Origin of the sequence: Streptomyces sp. NBC_01092, assembly GCF_045039535.1 — a bacterium.
Lineage (GTDB): Bacteria > Actinomycetota > Actinomycetes > Streptomycetales > Streptomycetaceae > Streptomyces.
The window spans coordinates 9,594,732-9,619,861 of sequence record NZ_CP108659.1 but is presented as its reverse complement, the minus strand read 5'-3'; the positions used below and the strand labels follow the sequence as shown (position 1 = coordinate 9,619,861).

The following is a 25,130-nucleotide window of genomic DNA, read 5'->3' as shown; positions in this document are numbered from 1 at the left end:
AATGCGTATTGTCGACCTGACCCACGGATTTTCCGAGGGCATGCCTTCGTATCCGGCGGACTGGTTCCCGCGCTTCTCATTCGACCGGGCGATGACGCCGCAGACGGATCCGTACGGCACGAACCGCACGTTCTCCACGCTGCACATCTTTCCCCACAACGGCACGCACATCGAATACAAGCTGCACTTCTATCCGGGGACCGAGGGCATCGAGGATGTCCCGCTGGAGACCCTGATCGGCCGTGCGTGCGTGGCGGATCTGTCGCACAAGGGCGACTTGGAGCCGGTGACGGCTGAAGACCTGGACAAGGCCGTGGGCGACCTGTGGACGCCCGGGGACCGCCTCCTCATCCGCACCGACTACCTGCGCCACAACTGGGGTGCCGCGGACTACTGGGACCGTCCGCCGTACATGACGCCGTCGGCCGCGCAGTGGGCCATCGACAACGGCGCCGTCCTCGTCGGATTCGACTGCCTGACCGAGCGTCCCGGTGATGCCGAATCGCCGGTACACCACGCACTGCTGGCCGCCGACATTCCGATCTTGGAGTACGTGGCCAACCTGCACGATCTGGAGCAGCCGGTGGTGCAGCTGTTCGCCCTGCCGATCAAGGTGGCCGGCGTGGAGGCCGCACCGGCCCGAGTGGTGGCGGTGGAGTACGCCGACGCGGCCGTGCCCACGGCGGGTCGCTGACGTGGCCACCACCGTGGAGTCGCCCGCATTCCTGCGCAGCGGGTTAAATCCCGGCGATATCGTGCACCGGCACGAGTTGCGCGGACCCGATGTCGACGCGGTCGACGCGGCGGCCGCACTGCGCGGCTCGGACCGGATCATGCTGAGCTGCCGGGCTTCGGAGGCGGAACCGGTCGTGCTGCTCGCGGTCGGCACGCTGGCGGTCGCCCGTCGGGTGGGGCCGGAGCGCGATCTGTCGGCGCCCGCTCCGGTCACGGCGGCGATCGACTTTCTGGCGGGCCTCGAGTTCGCGTCCGGCGCGGCGCTCGACGAACGCAGCTGGTACGGATGCATCGGGTACGACGCGGTCACCGACTTCGAGCGGCTGTCGCTGCAGTCGACGAGCCTGCCGACCTACGACCTGTTCCTGCCGGAGGTGTTGATCCGTTTCGACCGGACCGGGACCACGGTGGTCGGCCGGGGCGCCTCGGCCTCAGCGGCCCGGAGCGCCGCTGAGCGGGTCGAGCGGGTGCTCCGGCGGGCTGAGGAGTTCCCGGAGCCGCCGGCACGGGTCGGCGCGGGCGCCTTCGGACACGGGGTGGACGAGTACCTGGAGGCTGTGCGCAGGGCGAAGGAGTACATCCTGGCCGGCGACATCTTCCAGGTCGTGCTGTCGACCCGGTATTCGGCGCCCGCCGAGGCGGACGGCCTGACGGTGTACCGGCGACTGGCGGAATTCAACCGCTCGCCGTACCACTTCTACTACCACAGCGACGAGTTCGAGGTCGTCGGTGCGTCGCCCGAGCCGTGCGTCACCCTCACCGACGGTGACGTTCTCATCCGGCCGCTGGCCGGAACGCGCCCCCGGGGAGCCGATCGCGCTGCGGACCTCATGGCTGAGCACGACCTCGTCTCGTCCGAGAAGGAGCTGGCCGAGCACCGGATGCTCGTCGACCTGGCCCGCAACGACCTCGGGCGTGTCTGTGCGCCGAGGACCGTACGGGTGCCGCGCCTGATGGAGGTCGAGCGCTACTCGCATGTCATGCATCTGACATCCGATGTGCGCGGTCGGCTTCGCCCTGGCTGCCGCACCGACGATCTCATTCGGGCGAGCTTCCCCGCCGGCACCATGACCGGTGCTCCGAAGGTGCGGGCGATCGAGATCATCGACGAACTCGAACCGGTCGGGCGCGGCTTGTATTCAGGCGCGGTCGGATCGTTCGGCGTGAGCCATGCCGACCTGTACCTGACCATTCGCGCGCTCGTCATGCACCACGGCGAGATACATCTGCAGGCCGGCGGCGGGATCGTCTACGACTCCGATCCCCGCGCCGAACGGGATGAGTGTGTGGCGAAGCTTCGGGCCGCCGCCCGCGCTGTCGCCGTCAGTCTCGGATCAGAGGTTCAAGCGTGATCGTCATCATCGACAACTACGACTCCTTCGTCTACAACCTTGCGCAGTACATCGGCCAACTCGGGCACGAGTGCCGCGTCGTGCGGAACAACGCAGTGACGGTGGACGAGATCGCCTCGCTCGACCCGAGCCTGATCCTCATCTCGCCCGGCCCGGGCGGGCCGCAGGACGCGGGCATCTCGCTGGAACTGATCCGTGACCTCGGCCGTCGTGTGCCGATCCTCGGGGTGTGCCTCGGACACCAGTGCATCGCGGAGGCATTCGGCGCGCGCGTGGTCCGGGCGGCACTGCCGATGCACGGCAAGCTCAGCCCCGTCTTCCATCAGGGAACAGGCGCCTTCGCCGGGCTGCCGAGCCCGCTGAACGTGACGCGGTACCACTCGTTGACCGTCGACCCGAAGTCTGTGCCGGATGAGCTCGTCGTGACGGCCTGGACCGATACCGGCGAGGTCATGGGAGTGCGACACCGCGACCTGCCGATCGAGGGCGTGCAGTTCCATCCGGAATCCCTGTTCACCGAGAAGGGTCTCGACATGGTGGCGAACGCGCTGAAGGCAGCCGAGCGGGTGACGGCATGACCGGCTACGGAGACAAGGACATGACCAGCCATCTTCAGGACACCCTCCAGTGGCACTTCAGCCCTGAGACCGGGTCGCCGTTCTGGCTGAAGCGAAAGGAAAGCCTCGGCTTCGACCCCCTCCGCGACGTCAACGAGTTCGCTGATCTACGGAAGTTTCCCGATCTGAGCGACGAGCTGCGTACCGTCCCGGTCGACGACCTGATGCCGGCCGGCTCGGCCGACAGCCCGTTCGAGGTGTACGAGTCGGGCGGCACGCTCGGCGTGCCGAAGCGCGTCGTAGAGCACCGGTCCCGGCTGGAGGGCGTGGACTGGGTCGAGACCATGCTGCCCACGTTCGGCGGTGCCGGCCACTGGCTGCACATCGGGCCGACAGGGCCGCACATCGTCGGCCGCTCCGTGCGCCGGCTGGCGCAACTGCGCCAGTCCATGTTCTTCACGGTGGACTTCGATCCGCGCTGGGTGAAGCTGCTGATCCGGACCGATCGGCGCCCCTTGGCCGACGAGTACATCCAGCATGTCCTCGACCAGGTCGAGACCATCGCCGAGTCGCAGGACATACGGGTCCTGTTCATCACGCCCCCCGTACTGGAGGCGCTGTGTGCGCGCCCGAAGCTCTACGGCATTCTGGCCGATCGCGTCACCGGCATCATCTGGAGCGGAACCAGCATCAACAGCACGTCTCTGCGTTTGCTCCAGACCGAGTTCTTCCCGCGCGCCGAGGTGCGCGGAATCTACGGCAACAGCCTCATGGGCATCGCGCCGCAGCGGTCTCCCGAGCCCGGCGATGCGCATCCGTGCGTCTTCCGGACCTTCCAGCCCCGGTCGGTCGTCGAGGTGGTGGACCCGGACACGGGTGACCGGGTGGCGCCCGGCGAGCGTGGCCGCGTCCTCGTGCACCTGCTGACGAAGGATCTGTTCCTGCCCAACATGATGGAGCGCGACACCGCGATCCGGATCGCCTCGGGTCGGCCGGGCGACGGCGACGACCTTGCCGACGTGCAGCCCTTCCGCCCGGCATCCGGTGCGAAGGTGATCGAGGGCGTGTACTAGATGAGCCCTACGATTCTGCAGCCGCTGGTCGGCGGCGAGGCATTCGCCTGCGACGAAACCGCTGATCTGCCCGGCGTCGACGGTGGGTTGGTGGCCCGTGTCGGAGTGGCTCCGCCGCTCCTGCTCCAACTGGCCCTGCGGCGCCTGCGTGGCGCGGCCGTCCCGTCGGCGGTGTTCAGCCGGGCAGGTGAGCTTTTCGCCGAGGCCGAGCCGGCCGGCGAGTCGGCCGACGAGTACCGCCGCCGTGTGGTGGCCGCCACGGGCCTGCCGCACCGGGTCGTGAGCGACGGCCTGCGCAGCGTCCGCGACGGGCTGGCCCAGCTGGAGGAGAGCAACGCGCGGCAGCTGCCGGCGCCGGCGGCCCGGGTCCGCTGGGTGCCGCGCGGACAGAGCCTCGGGATTGTGACCCCGTCGAACCATGTCGACCCGCATCTGACATGGGCCCGGGCGCTGTCGCTCGGCTACGGCGTGATCGTGCGGCCGGGGACGCGCGACCCGTTCACACCGTTCCGGCTCGCGGCCGCTCTCCTGGCGGCCGGGCTGCCGAAGCACTGCCTGTCCGTCCTGCCCGGTTCCCACGATCTGGGTGAGCGGCTCCTTGCCAAGTCCGACCTGGGCATCGTGTACGGCGGGCCGACCGCCGTGGGCCGATGGGCGGACGACCCCCGAGTGCTGACGCGAGGGCCCGGCCGCAGTGCCGTACTGCTGGACAAGCCGTTGTCGCCGGACATCGTCGACGCGCTGGCCCGCTCCGTCGCCGCGGACGCGGGCGTCCGCTGCACCAACACGTCGGTGATCCGCACCAGCGGGGATCCGGCGGAGGTGGCCGACGCCCTGGCGGCCCGTCTGGACGCGCTGCCGACCCTTCCGGCGGCTCATCCCGACGCCGTGCTGCCGACGGTCTCCGCGGAACAGGCCGCGCAGATGCGTCAAACGGTCGCCGGGCTGGAACAGGCAGGCTTCCGGCGCCACTCGGCCGACGGTGGTCCGGTCGCGTTGCCCGACGGCTCGTACGCCGCGCGCCCGGTCGTGCTCAGCACGTCCGACCCTCGGCATCCGTCCATCGGCACCGAGCTGCCGTTCCCCTTCGTCGTCATCACGCCGTGGTCGGCCGCCGACGGTCTGGAACCGTTCGGCCCAACGCTCGCCTTGTCGGTCTTCAGCGATGACCTCGGCCTTCCCTCAGCCGCCCTCGCGGAGCCGCGGATCCGACGAGTCGTGGTCGGCGGGATGGCCCCCTGGACGAACGGGCCGGAGCTTCCGCACGACGGCAGTCTGACCGGCTTTCTGCTGGAGCCCAAGGCGTTGCTCTCGGACAAGGAGCCGACCGGATGAAGCACGTGGTGGTCACCGGAGCGTCCGGAGACATCGGCACCGCTGTCGTGGCCCGTGCCCTGGCCTCGGGAGCGGAGGTCCTCGCCCAGTTCCACACGCGGCCCCCGGCCGTTTCGCACCCGTCGCTCTCGTCGGTCCGGGTGGATCTGACCCGCGACGACGGTCCCGCCGAGCTCGTCGCGGCGCTGCCGTGGGAAAGCGTGGATCTGCTGGTCAACTGCATCGGCGGGGCGAGGTCGACGCGGTACGCCGACCTGAGCACCGCGGCGTGGCGGGACTGCATGCAACTGAACGTCGAGGTGCCGTTCGCGGTGACGCGGGAGCTGCTGGGTCCGTTGTCCGCGGCGGCCGGTGCGGTCGTGAACCTGTCGAGCGTCGCGGCGTTCACGGGCGGAGCGTTCGGTCCGCACTATGCCGCCGCCAAGGCGGCCGTGGTCGGCCTGACCCGGTCGGCCGCACGGGAGCTCGGCGACCGGGGGATCCGGGTCAACTGCGTCGCGCCGGGGCCGGTCGCATCGTCGATGACCGACTCGCTCCCCGACGACGTCCTCGCCGGCCTCCTGGCCGCCACCGCGTTGCAGCGGGTGGTGACGCTGGAGGAGGTGGCCGACTCGGTGTTCGGGATCGCCGCCGCCACCGGCGTCACCGGACAGACGTTGGTCGTCGACGGCGGCCGGTTCCTGCACTGAGCTTGTTCGAACACACATCAGGTGTCCCACCTCTGAAAGGAGTCCCGGTGCTGCTTGTCTGCAGGGCTGCCGACGAAGAAGCGGTGCGCGAGCGAATACAGGCCCGCGTTCCGGCCGCGCACGGCACGACCATGTGCCGGATCGGTGATGAGCTGCTGGTGTACGTGCCGGGCGATCAGCTCGCGCCGGCCGAGGTGCTGCACGAGTCCGGTCTGGTGCAGCGGGTGGTGACCGACCACTCGGACGCGCCGTTGACCGACCGGGCGGCCGCTCCTCTCGGGTCCGTCGTCACCCTCGGCGGGTCGGCGACGGTTGGCGGTGTCGACTTCGCGTTGATCGCGGGACCCTGCGCGGTCGAGAGCTATGAGCAGATGTCCGCCTCAGCGGCGATGGCGAAGGCCGGCGGCGCCGTCGCGCTGCGCGGTGGCGCCTACAAGCCGCGGAGTTCCCCCTACAGTTTCCAGGGGCTCGAGGACGAGGGCCTGCGGATCATGGCCAAGGTCAGCACAGAGTCCGGCCTGCCCGTCGTGACCGAAGTCGTCGACGCGGAGACGGTCGACCTGGTCGCCGAGCATGCCGACGTGCTCCAGATCGGCACCCGCAACGCACAGAACTTCACCCTGCTCAGGGCCGTCGGCCAGGCCGGGCGGCCGGTACTGCTCAAGCGCGGGTTCGGGTGCACCGTGAGCGAGTGGCTGCAGGCAGCCGAGTACGTGCTCGCCGCCGGGAACCCCAACGTCGTGCTGTGCGAGCGGGGGATCCGGAGCTTCGAGCCGGCGACACGGTTCACCCTGGACCTGAGCGCGGTGGCGGTGGTCAAGCACATCAGCCATCTCCCCGTCATCGTCGACCCCAGCCACGGAGTCGGTCACCGCCACCTGGTCAAGCCGCTCGCGCTGGCCGCCGCGGCCGTCGGAGCCGACGGGTTGCTCCTCGACATCCACCCCGACCCACCCTCCGCGCTCTGCGACGGCGCTCAGGCGCTCGATCGGGAGCGCTGGTTCGACCTCGCCGACGCGCTGCGCGACGTTCTCACCAGCGTGGGGCGGGGCCTGACGCTGCGTGAGCCGGAACCGGCCGGGCACGCCGCATGACCGGGCGTCCGGATGTCGCCGTCATCGGCGGCGGAGTCATCGGCCTCGCTGTGGCGTGGCGCTGCGCTCAGCGCGGGCTCGACGTACAGGTTTTCCACGACGAGATCCCCGGCACGGCCTCCGCGGTCGCGCCCGGCATGCTGGCGCCGGTGAGCGAGGCGGACTTCCCCGATCCCGCCCTGCTGACATTCGCCCACGAGGCCCGTCACGGTTGGCCCGCGTTCGCGGCGGAGCTCGCCGCCGAGAGCGGGATCGACCTCGGGTACGCGGACAGCGGTCTGCTGCTCGTCGCCCACGCCGAGGAGGACCGAGCCCGGCTGGCCGCGATGTACAGCTTCCGGGAGGGCTTCGACGCCCCGTGCAAGAGTCTGGACGCCGACGAACTGCGGGCCCGGGAGCCGCTGCTCTCGGCCGAGTGCCGAGGTGGCGGGTTCGCCACCGAGGACCACCACGTCGACGCGCAGCGGGTCCGGGAGGCGTTGCGTGCCGCCGGGCAGGCGCTCGGAGTCCGCTATGTCGACCGGCGGGTCCGCTCACTCGGCGAGGTCTCGGCCGGCTCGGTGCTCGTCGCCACCGGGGCGTGGTCGCCCACGCTGCACGAGTGGCCGGTCACGCCGGTGCGCGGCCAGGTGGTGCTGCTGCGGGATCCGACCGGCGGCCCCGGGCTCCGGCACGGTATCCGGGGCGTGGTGCGGGGAGAGCCCGTCTACCTGGCCGGCCGGGACGGCCACGAGACGATCGTCGCCGCCACCCTGGACCACGCGGGCTTTGACGTGCGGCCCTCGGCACAGGCCACTGATTCGTTGCTGCGCAAAGCGGTTGCGCTCGTGCCGGCGCTGGCCGGCCACGAGGTGGCGGCGACGCGGGTGGGCCTGCGGCCCGACACCCCCGACCATCTGCCGATCATGGGACGCATCCCGGGCCGCTCCGACGCCTACGTCTGCACCGGGCACTACCGGCACGGCTTCCTGCTCGCACCGGTCGCGGCGGACCTGATGACCGCGTTGATGGTCGGCGCCGCCGACGGGATTCCGGCGGCATTCGCACCTCAACGGTTCCGATCAACGAAGGAAAGCGCGTCGCGATGACAACTCCATCTGTGGAAACGAGCCCGCCGACGAAACGCAGGCCGGTGACGGGATGGCTCGACCCGGCACGTCTGCTGAACGTCGCCTGGCCCGTCTACATCGAGCTCATGGCGGGTGTCATCGCCAGCATCATCACGGTCGTCTGGATCGCGAAGCTCGGGGGGCCGGCGCTCGCCGCCGTGACCATGGCCGCCACGCTCGAGAACGTGCTCATGGCTGTCATCCTGGCGGTCAGCGGCGGCACGACGATCGTGCTGTCGCGCGCCGTTGGCGCGAGCGAGTACGGGCAGCTGCGCTCGTTGCTGCGCGCCGCGTTCCGCATCACCCTCGCCGTCACCACAGTGATCTGCGTGGTGCTCTTCGTCTTGAGGGAACCTCTGGCGAAACTGATCCTCGGTTCGGACGAGGCGTCGGCGATCCGGCTGTCGGTCGACTACCTCACCATCGCGGTGCCGGGCATAGCGGTCTTCTACGGCCAGCACCTGGTGGACAGCACGTTCAAGGCCAACGGTGACACGCGTACGCCGATGCGCATGGCCGTCCTGTCGAACGTGATCCTCGTCGTCGCCGACCCCATCCTCATCTACGGGTGGCTGGGCGCCCCGGAGCTCGGTGTCACGGGCGCGGCACTGGCACTGGTCGCGTCGCGAGCGGTCACGCTGGCCGTGACCTGGTGGCTCTACCGGCGGTCTCCGCTGGTGCGCGAGATGGGCGCCGCTCAGGACGTGCCAGCGGCCTCCGGACCCGGTCCTGTCCGCGAGATCCTCCGGGCCGGCCTGCCGCTGGGAGTGGACTTCCTGGTACGGATGGCCGCCGGCATGCTGATCGTCGGAGTGGTGGCCCGTTTCGGAACGGACGAGGTCGCCGCGTACGGGACCGTCACACGGACGCTGCTGTTCCTCACGATGGCGGCGTACGCCATGCGCCAGGCTGCCACCATCGTCGCGGCCCGGGCGAACGGCGCCGACGACGACGCGCTGCTCGCGGCGAGCCGCTCGTCGTCGGTGCGGCTCGGCATCGCCTGGTCCCTTCTCGGCGGTCTGTCGGTGCTGCTCCTCGGCGGATTCGCGGTGGACGCGCTCACGGGCGAGGCGGCGATCCGTTCCGCGGCCTACGGCCAGATCCCGTGGCTCGCGGTCTACATCGCTCTGCTGCTCTGCAACGTCACCCTGAGCGGCATCTTCCTGGGCGGCGGGCAGGGCAAGGCGCTGGCCACCTCCACCACGGTCGGTGCGGCCCTGCAGCTCTGCCTGGCACCACTGCTCGTCCTCACGCCACTTGGGCTGACGGGAGCGTGGATCGCCATGATCATCAATGCCGGTACGCAGACGACGGTTCTCCTCGTGCTGGCGGCCCGACAGACCAACGAAACCAAGGAAGTTACGGCATGAACGCGCCCGTGGCACTCGGAATCGCGTCCCTCGCCCACGTTCTGGGTGAGCCCTGCGACGTCGCCGAGACGGCCCACTCCTACGTCGACGACCCCGACCGGGTGATCCGTTGGGGGTACCGCACCTTCCATCGGGCAGCACCGGGCATCGGGCAGACCCGTATGGCGGCGGACGCCGCCCGCCAGGCCCTCGACGCCGCCGGCCTCTCGGCGTCGGACATCGACTACCTGGTGGTCGCGGACAGCGGAGTCCCGGAGTACCTCAACTGGGACGCCTCCGCGGCAGTCGCCCGCGAGCTCGAACTGGGTACGACGCCGACCCTGCTCGCCACCCAGGGGTGCGCGTCCGCGGTGACCGCACTTCAGCAGATCGCCGGGCTGATGGCGGTCCGGGACGACATCCAGCGCGTCCTGCTGGTCGCGGTGCACCGGGTCAGCGAGACCCACATCAACCGGATGCGCAACAACACCTGCCTCGGCAGCGACGGGGCCGCCGCCGCGGTGGTCCAGCGCGGACACGAGCGGCTGCAATGGCTGGCGACGGACCAGATCGTGGACCCGCGCTACGTGGACTTCTTCCGGGTCGAATACGGGGGCAGCGCCGCTCCGGCCGGCGAGAACCTCGAGGTGGATCAGATGGCTCTGGTCCACCAGCACTTCCGTCGCGAACCCGAGCAGCTCGCCCAGTTCGTCAAGGACGTCGACCACCAGGTGGCCGCCGTCGTGGAGCGTGCCTGCGAGCGGGCCGGCGTGTCGTCTTCGGAGATCAAGCGCCTGATCTATCTGAACGACAACCAACATTCGCTGGCCGGCGTCGCCAAGGCCACCGGGGTTCCGCTGGAGAGGACGAACGCGGCGCTCGCCGCCGAGCTGAGCCACGTCGGCTGCGCCGACCAGCTGATGTGCCTGAGCATCTACGACTCCCGGGACGAGCTGGCACCCGGCGACCTCGTAGCTCTTGCCGGCCTGTCCGGGGGCATGCAGTGGTTCTGCAGCCTCGTACGGGTCTGAGGCGGGGGTGACCATGACCGACAACACTGCCCCTGATCGCACCGACGACCTGTCGTTGGCCGACGGCCGCACCGCGGTACTGCGGCTACCGAGCGAGATCCCGCCCGGCCGGGACGTCCCGGCGGTTGTGCTGCTGCACCCGTTCGGCGCCTGGGACCGGGACGCATTCCTTCCCGCCGAGGCGTCCGGGAACGGCCCGGTCCGCCTGTTCGACGATGTGGGTGCCGCCCTGGTCCGGGCCGGAATCGCCGCGGCCGCGTTCGACACCCGCTTCCTGAGCGAGGACCGCCGCGACGGCGCGGGCTCACCTCGGTTCACGTTCACCGGCCTTGTCGACGACGCGGTCCGGGTGGTCGAACAGACACGGGCCCACCCCGACGTGGACAGCGGCCGCGTGCTGCTGCTGGGCGTCTCGATGGGTGCCGAAGTGGCGTTGGCCGCGGCGGAGCGCCTCGGCGGCGACAGCCACCTGGCGGTCGTCGCCCCGAGCGCCGAGGCGCGCCCTGTGTTCCAGCGGTGGATGGGCCTGGACCGTCGTCTGGAATGGCTGAGCGCGGGCGGATTCGCCGACGCCGACGGCACCGTCGACCTCGCCGCGGCGAAAGCTGACGAAAAGGGGCGCAGCGGCTGGTGGGAGGAGTTCGACCTGGTCGACCGCTTCGGCCCGACCGTTGACCTCGAACTGCTCCGCGCCGAACTCGCGTGGGAGTACGACACCTGGGAGCAGCAGGCGCTGGTGAACGGCGACGAGTCGGCGCCCGCCTCCTTCTGGCGCGACTGGTTCGCGCAGCCTGCTCCGTACCGCCGACTGGCCGGGATCACCGGCCGGATGACGATCCATGTGGGCGGCGAGGACTGGACGACGCCGCCCCGCCAGGCTCACCTCCTGCACCACGCGGCGCTCGCGCAGGGCCTGCGGTCCGAGCTGACGATCCATCCGCGGCTCGGGCACCTGATGTCAGCCCGCTCGGCGGAGGGCTGGCGCACCTACGGGCCGTTCGACCCCGCCTTCCTGCGGGCCCTCGTCGAATCGGTCGACGCGGTGCTCCGCCCCGGCCCCTCCCTCTGAACCAACCACCTGAACGAAAGGCCTCCCGATGGAGAAGCTCACTCTCGAAGCGCTGATCGAACTGCTCAACGAATGCAACGACTTCGAGGATCCGGTCGAGCCGACGCCTGACGTCCTCGACCTCACCTTCGACGCACTCGGATATGACTCACTGACGCTGCTCAACGCGATCTCGAAGTTGGAGCGCCAGTACGAGATAGAGCTCCCCGAGTCCATCACCTCCGACGCGAAGACGCCGCGTGAGCTCCTCGCGGTCGTCGACACCCGCCTCGCCTAGCCCCGATCCGAAACGGAGAACACACGACGTGTGCGGAATCACCGGATGGTTCGACCGTCATCGCGGGCTCGAACGCGATCACGAGCTCGTACGGAAGATGACCCAGACCATGGAATGCCGCGGTCCGGACGAGGAGGGAATGTGGATCTCCGGTCCGATCGCGCTGGGACACCGGCGGCTGTCGATCATCGACCTCGAAGGCGGCAAGCAGCCGATGGTCGCCGATCACGACGGTGATCGCCCGCTCGCGGCCCTCACCTTCTGCGGCGAGGTCTACAACTACCGTGAGCTCCGCGCGGAGCTCATCACGCACGGCCACACGTTCCGGACGAACAGCGACACCGAGGTCGTCCTGCGGGCCTACCTCCAATGGGGGGTGGACTTCGCCCGCCACCTCAACGGCATGTTCGCCATCGGCATCTGGGACGCGGTGCGCCAGGAGCTCGTCCTCGTCCGGGACCGGATGGGCGTGAAGCCGCTCTACTACTACCCCACCCCGGGCGGGCTCCTGTTCGGTTCGGAGCCCAAGGCGATCCTGGCGAACCCGCAGGCGCGCCGAACCGTCGACCGGGTCGGCCTGTGCGAGGCCCTGGACATGGTGAAGACCCCCGGGGCCGCCGTGTTCAGCGGCATGCACGAGGTCCTTCCGGGCGAGGTCATCCGAGTCGACGCGACGGGCGTCAAGAAGTCCCGTTACTGGGCGCTCGAAGCGGCCCCGCACGCCGACACCCGCGAGCAGACCATCTCGAACGTCCGGGACCTGCTTGAGGACATCGTCGGCCGGCAGCTGATCTCGGACGTGCCGGTGTGCACCCTGCTCTCCGGCGGACTGGACTCCTCGACGATCACGGCGATCGCCGCCCAGGTCCTGGAGCGAGAAGGCCACGGACGCGTGAACTCGTTCTCCGTGGACTTCAAGGGCTCGACGGACAGCTTCGAGCCCGACGCGGTGCGCGGCGCTGCCGACGCGCCGTTCGTGCGCGACCTGTCCGCGCACGTCGGCACCGATCACCGGGAGATCCTGCTGGACAGCCGCGAGCTGTCCGATCCGGCGGTCCGGGCGGCCGTGCTCCGAGCCACCGACGTACCGCCGGCGTTCTGGGGCGACATGTGGCCGTCGCTCTACCTCCTGTTCCGGGCGGTCCGCCAACACTCGACGGTGGCGCTCTCGGGCGAGTCCGCCGACGAACTGTTCGGCGGTTACCTCTGGTTCCACCGCCCGGAGGCGGTCGACGCGACCACGTTCCCGTGGCTCACCTCCGGATCCGCGCGGTACTTCGGCGGCACGTCCCTGCTCGACGGCGGCTTGCGGGAGAAGCTCGACATACCCGGGTACCGGGCCGACCGGTACGCCGACGCCGTGGCCGAGGTGCCTGTGCTGCCGGGCGAGAGCGACGTCGACCGGCGGATGCGCAAGGTGTCGTACCTCAACCTGACGCGGTTCGTGCAGACCCTCCTCGATCGCAAGGACCGCATGAGCATGGCGGTCGGTCTGGAGGTCCGCGTGCCGTTCTGCGACCACCGCCTGGTCGAGTACGTGTTCAACACGCCATGGGAGATGAAGACGTTCGACGGCCAGGAGAAGAGCCTGCTGCGCGCGGCGGCCCGGGACCTGCTGCCGACGTCGATCCTGGAGCGGAAGAAGACGCCGTATCCGGCGACGCAGGATCCGGGATACGAAGCCGCGCTGCGGGCCGAGATGGCCGAGGTGCTCGCCGACCCGAACGCGCCGGTCCACCCGCTCCTGGACCGGGCCAAGATCGACAAGGTCATGGACCGGTCGCTGAGCACGACGAGCCTCCCCTACAGCCGCGGCGGGCTGGAGATGGCGCTCTGGCTCAACCGCTGGCTGTCGGCCTACGACGTGACCCTCGACATCTGAAGGAGGACGGCAAGACCATGGATTTCAGTCTGTTCTACTTCGCCAACGAGCAGGAGGCGGAGGCCGACTCGACGGACCGGTACGGTCTGCTTCTCGAGGGGGCGAAGTTCGCCGACACTCACGGCTTCACCGCGGTGTGGACACCGGAGCGGCACTTCCACGAGTTCGGCGGCATCTACCCGAATCCGTCCGTGCTGGGGGCGGCCGTCGCGGTCGCCACCGAGCGCGTCGCCATCCGCGCGGGGAGCGTGGTGGCACCGCTGCACCATCCGGTCCGCATCGCCGAGGAGTGGTCGGTGGTCGACAACCTCTCCGGCGGCCGGGTCGGCGTGTCGTTCGCCTCCGGATGGCATCCGCAGGACTTCGCACTGCGTCCGGAGAACTTCACGGACCGCAAGGCGAAGCTGGAGACGATCGTCGAGGAGGTGCGCGAGCTGTGGCGCGGCGGCTCGGTGTCCGTCGTCGACGGCGCGGGCGAACCGCAGCGTGTGCGGTCCTACCCGCGTCCCGTACAAGCCGAACTGCCGGTCTGGATCACGAGTTCGGGTGGTCCCGAGACGTTCCGGGCAGCGGGTCGCGCACGGGCAGGACTGCTGACCCACCTCGTCGGGCAGAGCCTGGACGAGCTGTCCGACAAGGTCGCGCTCTACCGCGAGGAGTACGCGGCCCAGTCCGGTTCGGACCAGGACCGCGGGCACGTCGTCCTCATGCTCCACGCGTACCTGCACGAGGACGAGGCCGTCGCCAAGGAGACGGTCCGGGCGCCCTTGTCCGCCTACCTCCGCAGCTTCGCCGGGCTGACCATGAGCTCCGGCCCGAAGGGCCGACGGATCGACCCCGCAACGCTCAGCCCCCGGCACTTCGACGCCATGGTCGAGCGCTCCTTCGAGCGGTACTTCGACGAAGGCGGTCTTCTCGGCACCGTCGAGAAGGCCATCGACGTCGTCGAACGGGTCCGGAAGGCCGATGTCGACGAGATCGCCTGCCTCATCGATTTCGGGGTGACCCGGGACAAGGTCGTCGCGGGTTTCAATCTCCTCGGCTCCCTCCGGGCGGCCGCCTCGGAAGACAGCCGATGACCCGCATCGAGAGCGCCGACCGCGTGCGGCTGCCGGAACACCCCTCCAGTGAGTTCCGGCGGTCGGCCGGCCGATTTCCCACCGGGGTGACCGTGCTGACCTGCGTCCGGGACGAGGAACTGCACGGCATGACGGTGAATGCGTTCGCCACCGTGTCGCTCGACCCGCTGCTGGTCCTGGCGGTGCTCGGGACCGGCTCCCGGACGACCGGTCAGGTGTTGTCCGGCGACGGGTTCGCGGTGACCGTGTTGAGCGCTCTCCAGGAGCCGACGGCCCGGTCGTTCGCGGACCCGGTCCGGACCCGGGGCAGCGCCGCGTTCTCCGACGTCGCCCACGCGCCTGCCCCGTGCACCGGTTCGCCGGTGCTGCTCGGCGGCATCGCCTACTTCGACTGTCTGGTCGAATCCACCTATCCGGCCGGCGACCACACCATCCTCGTCGGCGCTGTCCAGACATTCGGCCCGCTGTCGGAGGAGCCCGCACTGCTGTTCAGCCGAAGCCGCCTCGGTGCGGAACCGGATCTGTGGCTGCCATGAGGGGTTGGGAGTAGCCGTGGACGCATGGGATCTCGGACTGCTGACGATCGCCGCCACAGGAGCGGGTGCCGTCAACGCGGTGGTGGGCTCGGGTTCGCTGATCACGTTCCCCGCGCTCATCGCGATGGGCTACCCGCCGATCCTGGCGACCGTGTCCAACAATGTCGGGCTCGTACCAGGTATGGGCAGCGCGGTGTACGGCTACCGCCGGGAGCTCACCGGACAGCGCCCGCTCCTCTTGCGGCTCGCGGCGGCTGCCGGAATCGGCGCGCTGATCGGCAGCCTCCTGCTGCTCAGCCTGCCGTCCGCCTGGTTTCAGAAGATCGTGCCGATCCTGATCGGTACGGCCTGCGCACTGGTGATCCTGCAGCCCGTCCTGGCCCGACGCCTGGCCGCCGAACGCCGCCGCGGCGGTGCGGGGCTCGGGCTCGGCGTGTTCGGCACCGGCATCTACGGCGGCTACTTCGGGGCCGCTCAGGGCGTGGTCCTCATCGGGCTGCTCGGCGCACTGACGACGGAGGACCTACAGCGCCTGAACGCCGTGAAGAACGCTCTGGCGCTGACGGTGAACCTGGTGGCGGCGATCGTCTTCGTCAGCGTCACCACCGTCGATTGGTACGTCGCCGGGATCGTCGCGGCGGGGTCGACGGTCGGGGGCCTGCTCGGATCCCGGTACGGCCGATTGCTGTCGCCGGTTGCCCTGCGGGGCACGATCGCCGCGGTCGGACTGCTCGCCATGGCCGACTTGATCGCCAGATCCTGGTGAATCACTCAGCCCGCACGAGGGTTCGACCGCATGGTGCCGCGGTCGTCGATGGCAGCCGGATCATTCCCCTCCCTCTGGGAGGGCTTGCAGTGGATGAGCGCGTCCGCTCTTGCGCCCGCCGCGCCATGGACGGGCTCGGCGTACCGCCGCAGCCCGTTCTACCCGGTGAGACCGGCCGCAGACCGGACGTGCGACCACGCTGCGACCACCATGGCTCCGGACGTACAAAAAGGCCATCCTCTCGTTAGTGAGAGAACGGCCTCCGACCTGCATCAATGCTGGTCGGGACGACAGGATTTGAACCTGCGACCCCTTGACCCCCAGTCAAGTGCGCTACCAAGCTGCGCCACGTCCCGGTGCCTCTCACGCGGTGAACCGCGTGATCACGCAGGTCAACACTACCTCATACACACACCCACCCCGACGCGTCCTGTCTCTTGACCCATAATTGTCGCCACCTATAATTGCCTATCTCAACAGAGTCACGCCGCAGTGGGCAGGCCCCACGGGCCGCGACCGATCGGAGCCGTATGTCTCTCCTGGCCCGGCCCCCGGTGGCCGCCCGTGTCGCCAAGGTGATGCAGCGCGTGACCGTGATGGCGGAACGCCGCGCCGCCGGCCGCGGGTCCGCCTCTTCCTGGCACGCCCGGTTTCCCGAATACCCGCGCAAGGTACGCGAGTTGACGATCCCCACGTCGATCGCGCCCGCCCGGGCCACGGTGTATCTGCCGCCGAACGACGAGGCCGCCGCACCGGTGCACGTCAACTTCCACGGCGGCGGCTATGTCATGACGCTCACCGAGGTCGACGACCCGCTGTGCCGACTCATCGCCGTCGAGGCCGGGACAGTCGTGATCAACGTGGACTACGCCGTCGCCCCACAGCATCCGTTCCCGGCGCCGCCCCGGCAGGCGTACGAGGTCGTGCGGTGGGTCGCGGAGCACGGCGCCGAAGAGGGCTGGGACGGCGAGCGGCTCACCGTGGGCGGGCAGAGCGCCGGCGGTGGGCTCGCGGCGGCCGCGGCCCGGCAGGCGCTCGAAGAAGGCGGGCCCTCGATCGCGCTTCAGGCGCTGCACTATCCCCCGCTCGACCTGGCGACGGACGCCCGGGACAAGCGCGCCGCCATCGCCAAGCCGATGCTGCGGCCCTGGATGGCCGACGTCTTCGACACCTCGTACGTCCCGGACGTGCGGCAGCGTGTGGACCGTCTCGTCTCCCCGGCGCACCCCTCGGACACCGCCGATCTGTTGGGCATCGCACCGGCGCTGCTGATCACCGCCGAGTACGACCTGCTGCGGGCCGAGGGCGAGCGGTACGCCGAGCGGCTGCGCGGGGCGGGAGCCCTGGTCGAGCACCATGACGTGGCCGGTGCCGATCACGGGTACGACGGCACCGACGACGCGAAGGCACGCGAGGTCTACACGCTCATCGCCCGGCATGTGCGGGAGGCCACGGGCGGGCGCCTCACCTGAGGGCCCGGTCCGCGCCCGCGGTCGGCGCCGGGGCGTCCCAGTCGTCCGGGCCCGCGCAGCCCACGTTCGCCGAGACCGGCGGGACGGGCACGCCCCTGTCGTCCGGAGGCACGGTCGGCTGCACCGCCGGGCCGGACGTCGTGGTGCTTCTGACCCCTCGGCTCGGGCTCCCCGACACCCCCGCGGCGAATCCCGCCGTCAGCAGGGCCACGGTCGCGACCACCCACCACGGCAGACCGGCACTGGCCATGTATCCGATGACGGCCACCACTGCGAGAAGTGCCACCACGTCCCCCGTCCCCCTTCAAGTTTCAACTCACTTGCCCCCGACGTCCCGAGAGCCGCCACGCGTCACAGCGGGCATATGACGCAACAATACGCGAGACCGTCGTATAACCCAGTTCGGACCATCAGTACATATGACGGGCCAGTTGATATGACGGACGCCGCTCTCCCCCCTGAGGTCGGCGCCCGTCGGTCAGTGCGCGCCGATCAGTTGCTGTTCGGTGCCGCTGGAGGCCGTCCGTTTCGAGCCCCGCAACGCGGCGATCCCGATGAAGACCATGGACGACAGGCCCGCCAGGGCGAAGGCCGTGAAGCCCCAGTCGCCCTTGTTCGCGGCGAGCAACTGGCCGCCGCGCCACGGCCCGAAGACGGCACCGAAGCGGCCCGTGCCCGAGGTCCAGCCGACGGCGGTGGCCCGGTTCTCGGGGCGGGAGCGGATCGAGACCGTCGCGTAGATCATGGTTTGCGCGCTGTTGAGGAACACCCCGGTCAGGAACACCACCGTGAAGGTGAGTGCCAGCGGCATGTGGACGCTGAGCAGGAAGACTCCGACGGCGGTCAGCGCGAACCAGATCGCCGAGATCCGCGGGGCGCCGAAACGGTCGGCAGCGCGTCCGGCGATCAGCATGCCGACGATGCCGCCGAGGTTGAACAGGACCACGAAGGTCAGCGCCGAGCCGAGGTTGTAGCCCTCGCTGCGCATCAGGGTGGGCAGCCAGGTGGCGACGCCGTAGACGAGCAGCAGTCCGCCGAAGGAGGCCGGCCAGTACAGGACGGTCTGGGTCCACTCGCCGCCCCGGAAGAGGCCCGCCAGCGCGTTCCAGCGGTCGCCGGCGGCCTGCTTGTCGGCCGGGGCGGCGGGCTGTTCGACCTCGTAGCGGCCGGCGAGCTCACGCGCCTCGTCGGCGCGGCCCTTGGCGACCAGGAAGCTCAGCGACTCGGGCAGGAACCGGATGAGCACCGGCACGAAGAGCAGCGGGAGCACACAGAACCAGAACGCGGCCCGCCAGCCGAGGGGTTCGACGACCCACAGGGCGACGTAGGCGGAGAGTATGCCGCCCGCGTGGTGGGCGGTCATCAGCATGCCGATGGTGAGGGCGCCGCGGCCGCGCGGGGCGTAGTCGGAGACCATGCTGATCGCGGTCGGCAGCAGGCCGCCGAGCCCGATGCCGGCGAGGGTGCGGCCGAGGCCGAACACCGCGACGCTTCCTGCCATCGCGCACAGCCCGGAGGCCAGCGAGAAGAGTACGACGCAGGCCACCATCAGCTTTCTGCGCCCGATCCGGTCGGCGACCGTGCCCGCGGTCAGGGCGCCGACCAGCATCCCGAAGGTGGCGTAACTGCCCAGGTCACCGGCCTGGTCGGGGGTGAGGCCAAGGGCCTTCTCGGCCAGCATGTGGGGCAGTACCGAGCCGTAGATGAACATGTCCAGGCCGTCAAAGAGGACGGCCAGCCAGCACAGGCCGACGGCGACCACGGCCAGTCTGCCGACGCGAGCGGTCGGGGCGGGGGAGGACGCCATCCTTGTTTTCCTCTCGCGCGTTGTGCGCCAGACGCTAAGCAGCCACCCCAAGACAGTCAACTATTTTGTCAACAATCTCAGCGACAATTCAGTACCGTCGGTGAGTGACGTCTGGCAGGGGCCCAGCCTCAGGCGACCGGCGGTGTCCCGTGGGTGTGGAAGGACTCGATCGTCTTCAGGCCCCACGCCTGCCCCTTGGCCCGCTCGGCCTCGGTCCAGGTGATCAGCGGCCAGTCCGGGGCCAGCACCAGCCGGGTGAGCGGGTTGCACAGCTCGATGCGGTTGCCGCCGGGCTCGTAGACGTACAGGAAGAACGTCTGCTGGATGGCGTGCTTGTGCGGGCCCGTCTCGATGAACACGCCCGTGTCGATGGCGAGGTCGGCGGCGCGCAGGACGTCCTCGCGGGTGTCGGTCGCGAAGGCGATGTGGTGCAGCCGGCCGGTGGAGCTGGTCCAGTCCGAGGTGTAGACGACGTCGTACGACTTGTTCGTGTACGTCAGCCAACGCGCCGCGATGCGGCCGGAGTCGAGCCGGATCTGCTCCGTGGGCCGGGCGCCCAGCACCCGTTCCTGGAACTCGGCGTTGGCGAGCACGTCGGCGGCCAGGAAATTGACGTGGTCCAGGCGGCGTACCCCGACGCCCCGGTTGGGTTTGGCCTGGGGCTGGTTCTTCAGGGCCGGCCGCAGCTCCTCGGGGGCCCGGTAGTACTCGCTCTCCCAGTACAGGGCGTGTTCGTGTCCGTCGGGGTCGGTGGTGAGGTACAGCCTGCCGAGGCCGGGCTCGTCCTCGACCCACTTGCCGCTGCCGCCCGCCGCCTCGACGGCCTCGATACGGCGGTGCAGTGCCTCCTCGCCGGCGGTGCGCAGGGCGAGACGGCCGAGGCCGGGCTGTTCGCGGGCGGTGAGGACCAGGCTGTGGTGCTCGTAGTCGTCGTAGGTCCGCAGGTAGACGGTGTCGCCCTGCTGTCCGCTGACGGTGAGTCCCAGATAGTCGGTGAAGAAGGCGACGCTGGCGTCCAGGTCCGGGGTGAAGAGCTGGGCGTGGCCGATGTGGGCGATGTCGCCGAGCGGCGGGGTCATCGGTGACCTCCTCGGGGTGGTGCGGCGGGCCTGGGGAAGATGGTGCCGTCGAAGATCTTGCGGGCCGTGCGCACCACGGCGGTGCGGCGGGCGGTGGCCAGGCCTCGGGGCGTGGTGCCGAGGCTGCTCTCGATGTCCAGGAATCCGGTGGGGTGTTCGATGCGGACACGGTCGCTGTCGGGGGGCAGTTCGGCCAGCTCCGCGCCCACGCCGCCGTCGATCCGCAGCCCGGCGGCCACGCTCGCGGCGCCGAGGACCCCGATCGAGGTGTGGCAGCGCACCGGTATGAAGGTGCGGGTGCTGACCGTGCCGCCCTCCCGGGGCGGAGCGAGCAGGGTGAGCTTGGGGACGGTCGCGTCGGACACGTCGCCGAGCCCCATCAGGCGGCCCGCCTCCAAGCGGATCTCCCGCAGGCGGTCGGCGAGCGCGACGTCCTCCTCCAGGTCCTTGGGTGTCTCGTACCCCGTGACCAAGAGGTCGGCGGCGGCGATCAGCACGGTCGGCATGCCGTTGTCCACGCAGGTCACCCGGACCCCGTCGACGACGTCACGGACCTTGCCGGTGGGCAGCAACTCCCCGGCACCCGGCGGGAATTCGATCACGACGGGAGCGGCCGTGCCCGGCACGCCGGAGATCTCGGCGTCACCGGTGTAGTCGACCCGCCCGCCCGGCGTGCGGAAGGTCGCCGTGGCGAGGTCGCCCGAGTTGACCATGCGGATGCGGACGCGGGTACGCTTCTCCCCCGCCGGGACCAGTCCGCGCTCGACGGCGAAGGGGCCGACGCCCGCGAGGATGTTCCCGCAGTTCTGACGGTCGGTCACTTCGGGTCTGTCGACGGCGACTTGGAGGAACAGGTAGTCGACGTCGGCGTCCGGGTGGGACGAGGGAGAGACCACGGCCACCTTGCTGGTGAGCGGATGGGCGCCGCCCAGGCCGTCGATCTGGCGTTCGTCGGGGCTGCCCATGATGCGCAGGAGCAGCTCGTCGCGGGCGGCCGGGTCGGCGGGGAGGTCGTCGGCCAGGAAGTAGGCGCCCTTGGAGGTGCCGCCGCGCATGAGCAGACAGCGCACCTGAGTGGGCACGGTGGTCACGACGACTCCCCCGCGTACTCCTCGTGGGTCTGGTACTGGACGCCGAGGTTCTTGAGGGTCTCGCGCAACCCGTAGCGGTCCAGGCCGAGTTGGCCGTCGAGGAAGGCGGCCCGGGTGGCGGTCTCTTTGGCCTCACGGGCCTCGGACTTCTCGGCCGTCTCCCGGGCGCGTTCGCGTGGGACGACCACGACTCCGTCGTCGTCGGCGAGGATCACGTCGCCGGGGCGGATCACCTGGCCGTCGATGGCGATCGGCACGTTGACCGACCCGCCGGTGGCCTTGACGGTGCCCTGCGAGGAGACCGCGCGGGACCAGGCGGCGAAGCCCATTTCCCGCAGCTCCTGGGTGTCACGGATGCCGGTGTTGAGGACGACGCCGCGCACGCCGCGCTGCTTCAGGGCGGTCGCGAACAGCTCGCCGAACAGGCCGTCGGTGCAGGGCGAGGTGGTGGTGACGACGAGGATGTCGCCCTCGCCGCACTGCTCGACGGCGGCATGGATCATGAGGTTGTCGCCGGGCCAGCTCAGCACGGTGACGGCCGTGCCGGCGACCCGTACGCCCTGCTGGACCGGGCGAATGTCCGTACCCAGCAGGCCCGTTCGCCCCATGGCCTCGCTCACCGTCGCCACCCCGAAGCCGGCCAGCGCGTCGACGTCCCTGAGCTCCGCCTTCGGCGGGTCGATGACGATCACGCCGCTCATGCCAGCTCCTTCGCGATCTGCGGGTAGGGGCGCATGTACGCCTCGGCCATCGTCTTGTGGGCCAGGCCCAGGTTGGGGCCCGCGTTGCGCTTGAGCTGGACGCCGCGGCGGACGGCGAGGTCGGTGTAGTAGTCCCACAGGTGCTGCTGGGCGCCGAGGCACTCCATGGCGGCCCGCTTCGTCTCCCACACCTCGGTGATGTCGAGCAGGACCTCGGGCCTGAAGCCGCTCATCTCGGGCTGGTGCGGCTCGAAGTAGAAGACGGGCGGGGCGCCGATGATGTCGCCGTCGCCGGGGTAGCCGACGGCCTGGGCGAGAATCCGGGCCCCGACGGCCATGCGGTTGGCTGCCGGGTGGTCGCCGTTGTACGGGTCCTCGGTCGGGTGGGTGAGGACGACGTCGGGCTGGGTGTCGCGGTAGACGGCGACGAGTTGGTCGGTCAGCTCGGGGGTCGGGATCAGCGGATAGTCGCCGGCGTCGAAGAAGCGGACCTCGGCGCCGAGGGTGGCGGCGGCACGCTCGGCCTCGTCGCGGCGTATCGCCTTGATCTCCTCCAGCTTCCTCCCCTCGCGCCAGGCCCTGGCGGACTCGCCGCGCTCACCGAAGGTCAGGCAGGCGACGGTGACCCGCTCGCGCCGGGAGGCGGCCAGGGCGATGGCTCCGCCGGCCCGCCACACGAAGTCGCCGGCGTGCGCGGTGATGACGAGGGTCGAGCGTGGCGGCGATGAGGCTCCCCCCTGCTCGGGCGAGGTCGGGGGCTGGGGGGAGGGCGCAACGGCGTGCGTCATGACTGCTTCTCCTTGAGTGACAGGTGTGCGCCCGCCTCCGGCACAGAGTCACGCGGCCGTCCGAGACATCCGGCTACTCGCGCGGCCGACTCGTGCGGCTCACTCGCGCAGCGCCTCGATCACGCTGGTGAGGTGGGCGCGGACGGCCGCCTCGGCCGCCTGCGGGTCCCTGGCCCGGATCGCCTCGATCATGGCCAGGTGCTCGCTCAGGGAGTGCTGCGGGCGACCGGGCCTGAGCGCCAACTGGAAGCGGTGGCGCACCAGTTGTGCGTTGAGCCGCTCCAGCAGCTCTACGGCCGTCTGCTGGCCGGAGAACTCCCGGATCCTGGCGTGCAGTTCCTGGTTCACCTCGGAGTACGTCATCGGCTCGCCGTCGGTCACGGCCTTGGTCATGGCCGTACCCAGATCCGTCAGCTGCGTCAGCTGCTCGTCGCTGGCGGCGACGGCCGCCTTGGCCGCGCAGAGCCCTTCCAGCACCATGCGGCACTCGGTGATGGCGACCGCTTCCTCCACGGTCACCACCCGCACCCGTGAGCCACGGTTGCGGATCCGCTCGACCAGTCCCTGAGCCTCCAGATCGATGAGCGCCGCGCGGATGCTGGCCCGTGTCACACCGAACTGCTCGGCGAGTTCGTTCTCCACCAGCCGCTGGGCCGGTGCCATCTCGCCGTGCAGGATCGCCTGCCGCAGCTGCGCGAGCGCATGCTGTTTGGCCTGCTCTCCGGTGCCCGGACGGGCTTCGTTCGGCATGTGCCCTCCCTGAGTGAGTGCCTGTCGAACGTAAATCTAGCCAAACAGAATTGTCAACAATTTTGTCCGCCGTATTGGGCACAGGTGATCGGGGGGCCATGCATGCGGCGGGGCGCCCATGGTCACGACGGAGTGTCCGGCCGCCCCGTCCGACACCCCACACTCTGTCGAGGCCGCTCCCACTCTCACCCCGGTTAGGGTCGCCGCATGACGCACAGCTTCGTACTGCACATCCCCGACGCCGAACTCGAACCCGAGCCCCTCGCCCGGGAGCAGATCGTCTCCGGGACACCCGAGGTGACCGGCAAGGTGGTCTGGGAGTCGGAGGACGGGCGTCAGGTGCGGGGCATCTGGCAGATCACGCCCGGCGTGGTCACCGACACCGAGGCCGACGAACTGTTCGTCGTGATCAGCGGGTCGGCCACGATCGAGGTCGAGGGCGGAGCGACGCTGCGGGTCGGGCCCGGCGACATGGCCGTGCTGCGCGAGGGCGACCGCACGACGTGGACGGTGCACGAGACGCTGCGCAAGGCGTACGCGATCAATCTGTGAGCGCCGCGACGGCCACGGTCGCGAGGGTGATCCGGGTGATGTCGGCGAGGTAGTCGTAGTCGAGCGTCGCCGGAGTGTCGGACGTCCGGTGGTAGTGCGGGTTCCCCTCGCCCTCGTAGGCGCCGATGGTCACATCGCTGTGCGCCTCGAACGGCATGTAGTCGCTGGCGTAGATCGGACCGAGCCTGACCGGCAGTGCGGTGTGGTCGGCGGCCGCCTGTGCCATGACCGCGCCGAGAGCCTGCGAGGCGGCGTCGTTACCCGGTACGGCGTTTCCCAGATCGCGCTCCACCGTCACGGAGCCGTCCGCCGGCGGTCTCCCCACCATGTCCAGGTTCAGCACGCGGTAGGCCTCGGTTCCCGTGGCGTGGAGCGCCGCGGCATACGCGGCGGATCCCCACAGTCCCTGTTCCTCGCCGGAGAACGCCACGAACTGCACCGTGGACGACAGCGCGACCGGGGCCAGCACCCGGGCGGCCTCCAGTATCGCGGCCACCCCGCTGGCGTTGTCGTCGGCGCCCGGGGCACGCGCCGTGGCGTTGTTCGCGTCCTCCATGCGGCTGTCGTAGTGGGCACAGAGGATGATGACGGGCTTGTCGGCGGACGTACCGGGTTTGGTGCAGATCACGTTGTCGGCGCTGTGACCGCCGTTGGCCCAGCCGCGTCTGACCACGTCCGAGTACCCCGCCGCGGCCAGCCGCGTGACGATCTCGTCGGCGGCCGGCCCGATCAGGGGCGAGAACGTGTGCCGGGTGTGAAAGGCCGACAGCGCCTCGACCGTGCTCCGCAGGGAGTCGGCCGACACCGACTCGACGAGTGCGGCGGCGAGTTCGTCCGGCGGTGTACGCCTGTCCTCGCGCTTCTTCGTCGCGACCCGGGTTGCCGGGCTGGGCGGGTGCCGCTTGTCGGGGTGAGTGAGGGGCTGGTCCTCGAGCGGGGTGTCGTAGGGCATCACGG

Annotated in this window: 26 protein-coding genes, 1 tRNA gene and 1 pseudogene; 19 read left to right on the top strand and 9 right to left on the bottom strand. The window is 70.2% G+C overall.

The features are described 5' to 3' along the window. Nucleotide 1: 1 nt before the first annotated feature. The 17 genes and pseudogenes from OG254_RS43510 to OG254_RS43430 form a co-directional block, all read left to right on the top strand. Entirely contained in the window at nucleotides 2-694 is a 693-nt protein-coding gene (locus OG254_RS43510) for a cyclase family protein (protein ID WP_405593270.1), read from the top strand. Nucleotide 695: 1 nt separating this feature from the next. Further along, nucleotides 696-2,087 carry an anthranilate synthase component I family protein gene (locus OG254_RS43505; RefSeq protein WP_405593269.1) on the top strand — a complete coding sequence of 464 codons (1,392 nt, stop codon included), beginning with the start codon at nucleotides 696-698 and terminating at the stop codon, nucleotides 2,085-2,087. Beyond that, nucleotides 2,084-2,665: an anthranilate synthase component II gene (locus tag OG254_RS43500; RefSeq protein WP_405593268.1), complete on the top strand. Its 582-nt coding sequence runs from the start codon at nucleotides 2,084-2,086 to the stop codon at nucleotides 2,663-2,665. The genes OG254_RS43505 and OG254_RS43500 overlap by 4 nt, the downstream gene beginning before the upstream one ends. Further along, entirely contained in the window at nucleotides 2,662-3,717 is a 1,056-nt protein-coding gene (locus OG254_RS43495) for a phenazine biosynthesis protein (protein WP_405593267.1), read from the top strand. Before OG254_RS43500 ends, OG254_RS43495 begins: the two co-directional genes overlap by 4 nt. Next, nucleotides 3,718-5,052, top strand: a complete 1,335-nt coding sequence (locus tag OG254_RS43490; RefSeq protein WP_405593266.1) for an aldehyde dehydrogenase family protein — start codon at nucleotides 3,718-3,720, stop codon at nucleotides 5,050-5,052. Further along, complete coding sequence (locus OG254_RS43485; RefSeq protein ID WP_405593265.1) at nucleotides 5,049-5,741, top strand: SDR family NAD(P)-dependent oxidoreductase; 693 nt, start codon at nucleotides 5,049-5,051, stop codon at nucleotides 5,739-5,741. Before OG254_RS43490 ends, OG254_RS43485 begins: the two co-directional genes overlap by 4 nt. Before the next feature lie 47 nt (nucleotides 5,742-5,788). Beyond that, the gene (aroF, locus tag OG254_RS43480) at nucleotides 5,789-6,835 is read left to right on the top strand and encodes a 3-deoxy-7-phosphoheptulonate synthase (RefSeq protein ID WP_405593264.1); all 1,047 of its coding nucleotides are present in this window, start codon (nucleotides 5,789-5,791) and stop codon (nucleotides 6,833-6,835) included. Further along, nucleotides 6,832-7,923, top strand: a complete 1,092-nt coding sequence (gene thiO, locus OG254_RS43475; protein WP_405593263.1) for a glycine oxidase ThiO — start codon at nucleotides 6,832-6,834, stop codon at nucleotides 7,921-7,923. Before aroF ends, thiO begins: the two co-directional genes overlap by 4 nt. Beyond that, complete coding sequence (locus OG254_RS43470; RefSeq protein WP_405593262.1) at nucleotides 7,920-9,314, top strand: MATE family efflux transporter; 1,395 nt, start codon at nucleotides 7,920-7,922, stop codon at nucleotides 9,312-9,314. The genes thiO and OG254_RS43470 overlap by 4 nt, the downstream gene beginning before the upstream one ends. Next, nucleotides 9,311-10,324, top strand: a complete 1,014-nt coding sequence (locus OG254_RS43465) for a 3-oxoacyl-[acyl-carrier-protein] synthase III C-terminal domain-containing protein (protein WP_351187312.1) — start codon at nucleotides 9,311-9,313, stop codon at nucleotides 10,322-10,324. Before OG254_RS43470 ends, OG254_RS43465 begins: the two co-directional genes overlap by 4 nt. A 13-nt stretch (nucleotides 10,325-10,337) precedes the next feature. Continuing rightward, nucleotides 10,338-11,393, top strand: a complete 1,056-nt coding sequence (locus tag OG254_RS43460) for an alpha/beta hydrolase family protein (RefSeq protein WP_405593261.1) — start codon at nucleotides 10,338-10,340, stop codon at nucleotides 11,391-11,393. Nucleotides 11,394-11,421: 28 nt separating this feature from the next. Next, complete coding sequence (locus OG254_RS43455; RefSeq protein ID WP_093910532.1) at nucleotides 11,422-11,670, top strand: acyl carrier protein; 249 nt, start codon at nucleotides 11,422-11,424, stop codon at nucleotides 11,668-11,670. 28 nt (nucleotides 11,671-11,698) lie between these two features. Beyond that, nucleotides 11,699-13,552, top strand: coding sequence for an asparagine synthase (glutamine-hydrolyzing) (gene asnB, locus OG254_RS43450; protein WP_405593260.1), 1,854 nt, complete (start codon nucleotides 11,699-11,701; stop codon nucleotides 13,550-13,552). A 17-nt stretch (nucleotides 13,553-13,569) separates the two neighbouring features. Beyond that, the gene (locus OG254_RS43445; protein ID WP_405593259.1) at nucleotides 13,570-14,631 is read left to right on the top strand and encodes a MupA/Atu3671 family FMN-dependent luciferase-like monooxygenase; all 1,062 of its coding nucleotides are present in this window, start codon (nucleotides 13,570-13,572) and stop codon (nucleotides 14,629-14,631) included. Next, entirely contained in the window at nucleotides 14,628-15,167 is a 540-nt protein-coding gene (locus OG254_RS43440; protein WP_405593258.1) for a flavin reductase family protein, read from the top strand. The genes OG254_RS43445 and OG254_RS43440 overlap by 4 nt, the downstream gene beginning before the upstream one ends. 16 nt (nucleotides 15,168-15,183) lie before the next feature. Beyond that, nucleotides 15,184-15,933 (top strand): sulfite exporter TauE/SafE family protein, encoded by a 750-nt coding sequence (locus tag OG254_RS43435; RefSeq protein ID WP_405593257.1) that lies wholly within the window; start codon nucleotides 15,184-15,186, stop codon nucleotides 15,931-15,933. Next, nucleotides 15,927-16,109, top strand: a pseudogene (locus OG254_RS43430) (4'-phosphopantetheinyl transferase); the annotation flags it as partial. The gene OG254_RS43435 and the pseudogene OG254_RS43430, both read left to right, overlap by 7 nt. A gap of 103 nt (nucleotides 16,110-16,212) precedes the next feature. Here OG254_RS43430 and OG254_RS43425 read toward each other — a convergent pair. Then, nucleotides 16,213-16,289 (bottom strand) — tRNA-Pro (locus OG254_RS43425). A gap of 174 nt (nucleotides 16,290-16,463) precedes the next feature. Between OG254_RS43425 and OG254_RS43420 the strand changes: the two genes are divergently transcribed. Next, on the top strand, nucleotides 16,464-17,405 hold the full coding sequence (locus OG254_RS43420) for an alpha/beta hydrolase (protein WP_405593256.1): 942 nt from the start codon (nucleotides 16,464-16,466) through the stop codon (nucleotides 17,403-17,405). Here the strand turns inward: OG254_RS43420 and OG254_RS43415 are convergent. From OG254_RS43415 to OG254_RS43385, 7 genes are all read right to left on the bottom strand, one after another. Then, a complete protein-coding gene (locus OG254_RS43415; RefSeq protein ID WP_405593255.1) occupies nucleotides 17,398-17,691 on the bottom strand; it encodes a hypothetical protein in 294 nt (97 codons plus the stop codon). The genes OG254_RS43420 and OG254_RS43415 overlap by 8 nt on opposite strands. A 192-nt stretch (nucleotides 17,692-17,883) precedes the next feature. Continuing rightward, entirely contained in the window at nucleotides 17,884-19,212 is a 1,329-nt protein-coding gene (locus OG254_RS43410; RefSeq protein ID WP_405593254.1) for an MFS transporter, read from the bottom strand. 128 nt (nucleotides 19,213-19,340) lie between these two features. Beyond that, nucleotides 19,341-20,291, bottom strand: a complete 951-nt coding sequence (locus OG254_RS43405) for a catechol 2,3-dioxygenase (RefSeq protein ID WP_405593253.1) — start codon at nucleotides 20,289-20,291, stop codon at nucleotides 19,341-19,343. After that, nucleotides 20,288-21,346: a 4-oxalomesaconate tautomerase gene (locus tag OG254_RS43400; RefSeq protein WP_405595546.1), complete on the bottom strand. Its 1,059-nt coding sequence runs from the start codon at nucleotides 21,344-21,346 to the stop codon at nucleotides 20,288-20,290. Before OG254_RS43400 ends, OG254_RS43405 begins: the two co-directional genes overlap by 4 nt. Nucleotides 21,347-21,378: 32 nt before the next feature. Further along, nucleotides 21,379-22,083 carry a 4-carboxy-4-hydroxy-2-oxoadipate aldolase/oxaloacetate decarboxylase gene (locus OG254_RS43395; RefSeq protein WP_405593252.1) on the bottom strand — a complete coding sequence of 235 codons (705 nt, stop codon included), beginning with the start codon at nucleotides 22,081-22,083 and terminating at the stop codon, nucleotides 21,379-21,381. Beyond that, on the bottom strand, nucleotides 22,080-22,871 hold the full coding sequence (locus OG254_RS43390) for a PIG-L deacetylase family protein (RefSeq protein ID WP_405593251.1): 792 nt from the start codon (nucleotides 22,869-22,871) through the stop codon (nucleotides 22,080-22,082). Before OG254_RS43390 ends, OG254_RS43395 begins: the two co-directional genes overlap by 4 nt. Nucleotides 22,872-22,970: 99 nt before the next feature. Further along, a complete protein-coding gene (locus OG254_RS43385; RefSeq protein WP_405593250.1) occupies nucleotides 22,971-23,621 on the bottom strand; it encodes a GntR family transcriptional regulator in 651 nt (216 codons plus the stop codon). Nucleotides 23,622-23,828: 207 nt separating this feature from the next. On the opposite strand from OG254_RS43385, the gene OG254_RS43380 reads away from it, so the two are divergent. Next, complete coding sequence (locus tag OG254_RS43380; protein WP_147995630.1) at nucleotides 23,829-24,173, top strand: cupin domain-containing protein; 345 nt, start codon at nucleotides 23,829-23,831, stop codon at nucleotides 24,171-24,173. On the opposite strand, the gene OG254_RS43375 is transcribed toward OG254_RS43380, so the two are convergent. Then, nucleotides 24,163-25,125 (bottom strand): M28 family metallopeptidase, encoded by a 963-nt coding sequence (locus OG254_RS43375; RefSeq protein WP_405593249.1) that lies wholly within the window; start codon nucleotides 25,123-25,125, stop codon nucleotides 24,163-24,165. The two genes, OG254_RS43380 and OG254_RS43375, sit on opposite strands and share 11 nt — an antisense overlap. Between the last annotated feature and the right edge of the window lie 5 nt (nucleotides 25,126-25,130).

Bases quoted from the DNA above. Each gene is read 5' to 3' on its own strand.
- OG254_RS43495 (WP_405593267.1), top strand. From the start codon at position 2,662: ATGACCGGCTACGGAGACAAGGACATGACCAGCCATCTTCAGGACACC.
- OG254_RS43420 (WP_405593256.1), top strand. From the start codon at position 16,464: ATGTCTCTCCTGGCCCGGCCCCCGGTGGCCGCCCGTGTCGCCAAGGTG.
- OG254_RS43510 (WP_405593270.1), top strand. From the start codon at position 2: ATGCGTATTGTCGACCTGACCCACGGATTTTCCGAGGGCATGCCTTCG.
- OG254_RS43460 (WP_405593261.1), top strand. From the start codon at position 10,338: ATGACCGACAACACTGCCCCTGATCGCACCGACGACCTGTCGTTGGCC.
- OG254_RS43380 (WP_147995630.1), top strand. From the start codon at position 23,829: ATGACGCACAGCTTCGTACTGCACATCCCCGACGCCGAACTCGAACCC.
- OG254_RS43485 (WP_405593265.1), top strand. From the start codon at position 5,049: ATGAAGCACGTGGTGGTCACCGGAGCGTCCGGAGACATCGGCACCGCT.
- OG254_RS43465 (WP_351187312.1), top strand. From the start codon at position 9,311: ATGAACGCGCCCGTGGCACTCGGAATCGCGTCCCTCGCCCACGTTCTG.
- OG254_RS43395 (WP_405593252.1), bottom strand. From the start codon at position 22,083: ATGAGCGGCGTGATCGTCATCGACCCGCCGAAGGCGGAGCTCAGGGAC.
- OG254_RS43445 (WP_405593259.1), top strand. From the start codon at position 13,570: ATGGATTTCAGTCTGTTCTACTTCGCCAACGAGCAGGAGGCGGAGGCC.
- OG254_RS43455 (WP_093910532.1), top strand. From the start codon at position 11,422: ATGGAGAAGCTCACTCTCGAAGCGCTGATCGAACTGCTCAACGAATGC.
- OG254_RS43385 (WP_405593250.1), bottom strand. From the start codon at position 23,621: ATGCCGAACGAAGCCCGTCCGGGCACCGGAGAGCAGGCCAAACAGCAT.
- OG254_RS43405 (WP_405593253.1), bottom strand. From the start codon at position 20,291: ATGACCCCGCCGCTCGGCGACATCGCCCACATCGGCCACGCCCAGCTC.
- OG254_RS43410 (WP_405593254.1), bottom strand. From the start codon at position 19,212: ATGGCGTCCTCCCCCGCCCCGACCGCTCGCGTCGGCAGACTGGCCGTG.
- OG254_RS43400 (WP_405595546.1), bottom strand. From the start codon at position 21,346: ATGCGCGGCGGCACCTCCAAGGGCGCCTACTTCCTGGCCGACGACCTC.
- thiO (WP_405593263.1), top strand. From the start codon at position 6,832: ATGACCGGGCGTCCGGATGTCGCCGTCATCGGCGGCGGAGTCATCGGC.
- OG254_RS43470 (WP_405593262.1), top strand. From the start codon at position 7,920: ATGACAACTCCATCTGTGGAAACGAGCCCGCCGACGAAACGCAGGCCG.
- OG254_RS43490 (WP_405593266.1), top strand. From the start codon at position 3,718: ATGAGCCCTACGATTCTGCAGCCGCTGGTCGGCGGCGAGGCATTCGCC.
- OG254_RS43440 (WP_405593258.1), top strand. From the start codon at position 14,628: ATGACCCGCATCGAGAGCGCCGACCGCGTGCGGCTGCCGGAACACCCC.
- OG254_RS43390 (WP_405593251.1), bottom strand. From the start codon at position 22,871: ATGACGCACGCCGTTGCGCCCTCCCCCCAGCCCCCGACCTCGCCCGAG.
- OG254_RS43375 (WP_405593249.1), bottom strand. From the start codon at position 25,125: ATGCCCTACGACACCCCGCTCGAGGACCAGCCCCTCACTCACCCCGAC.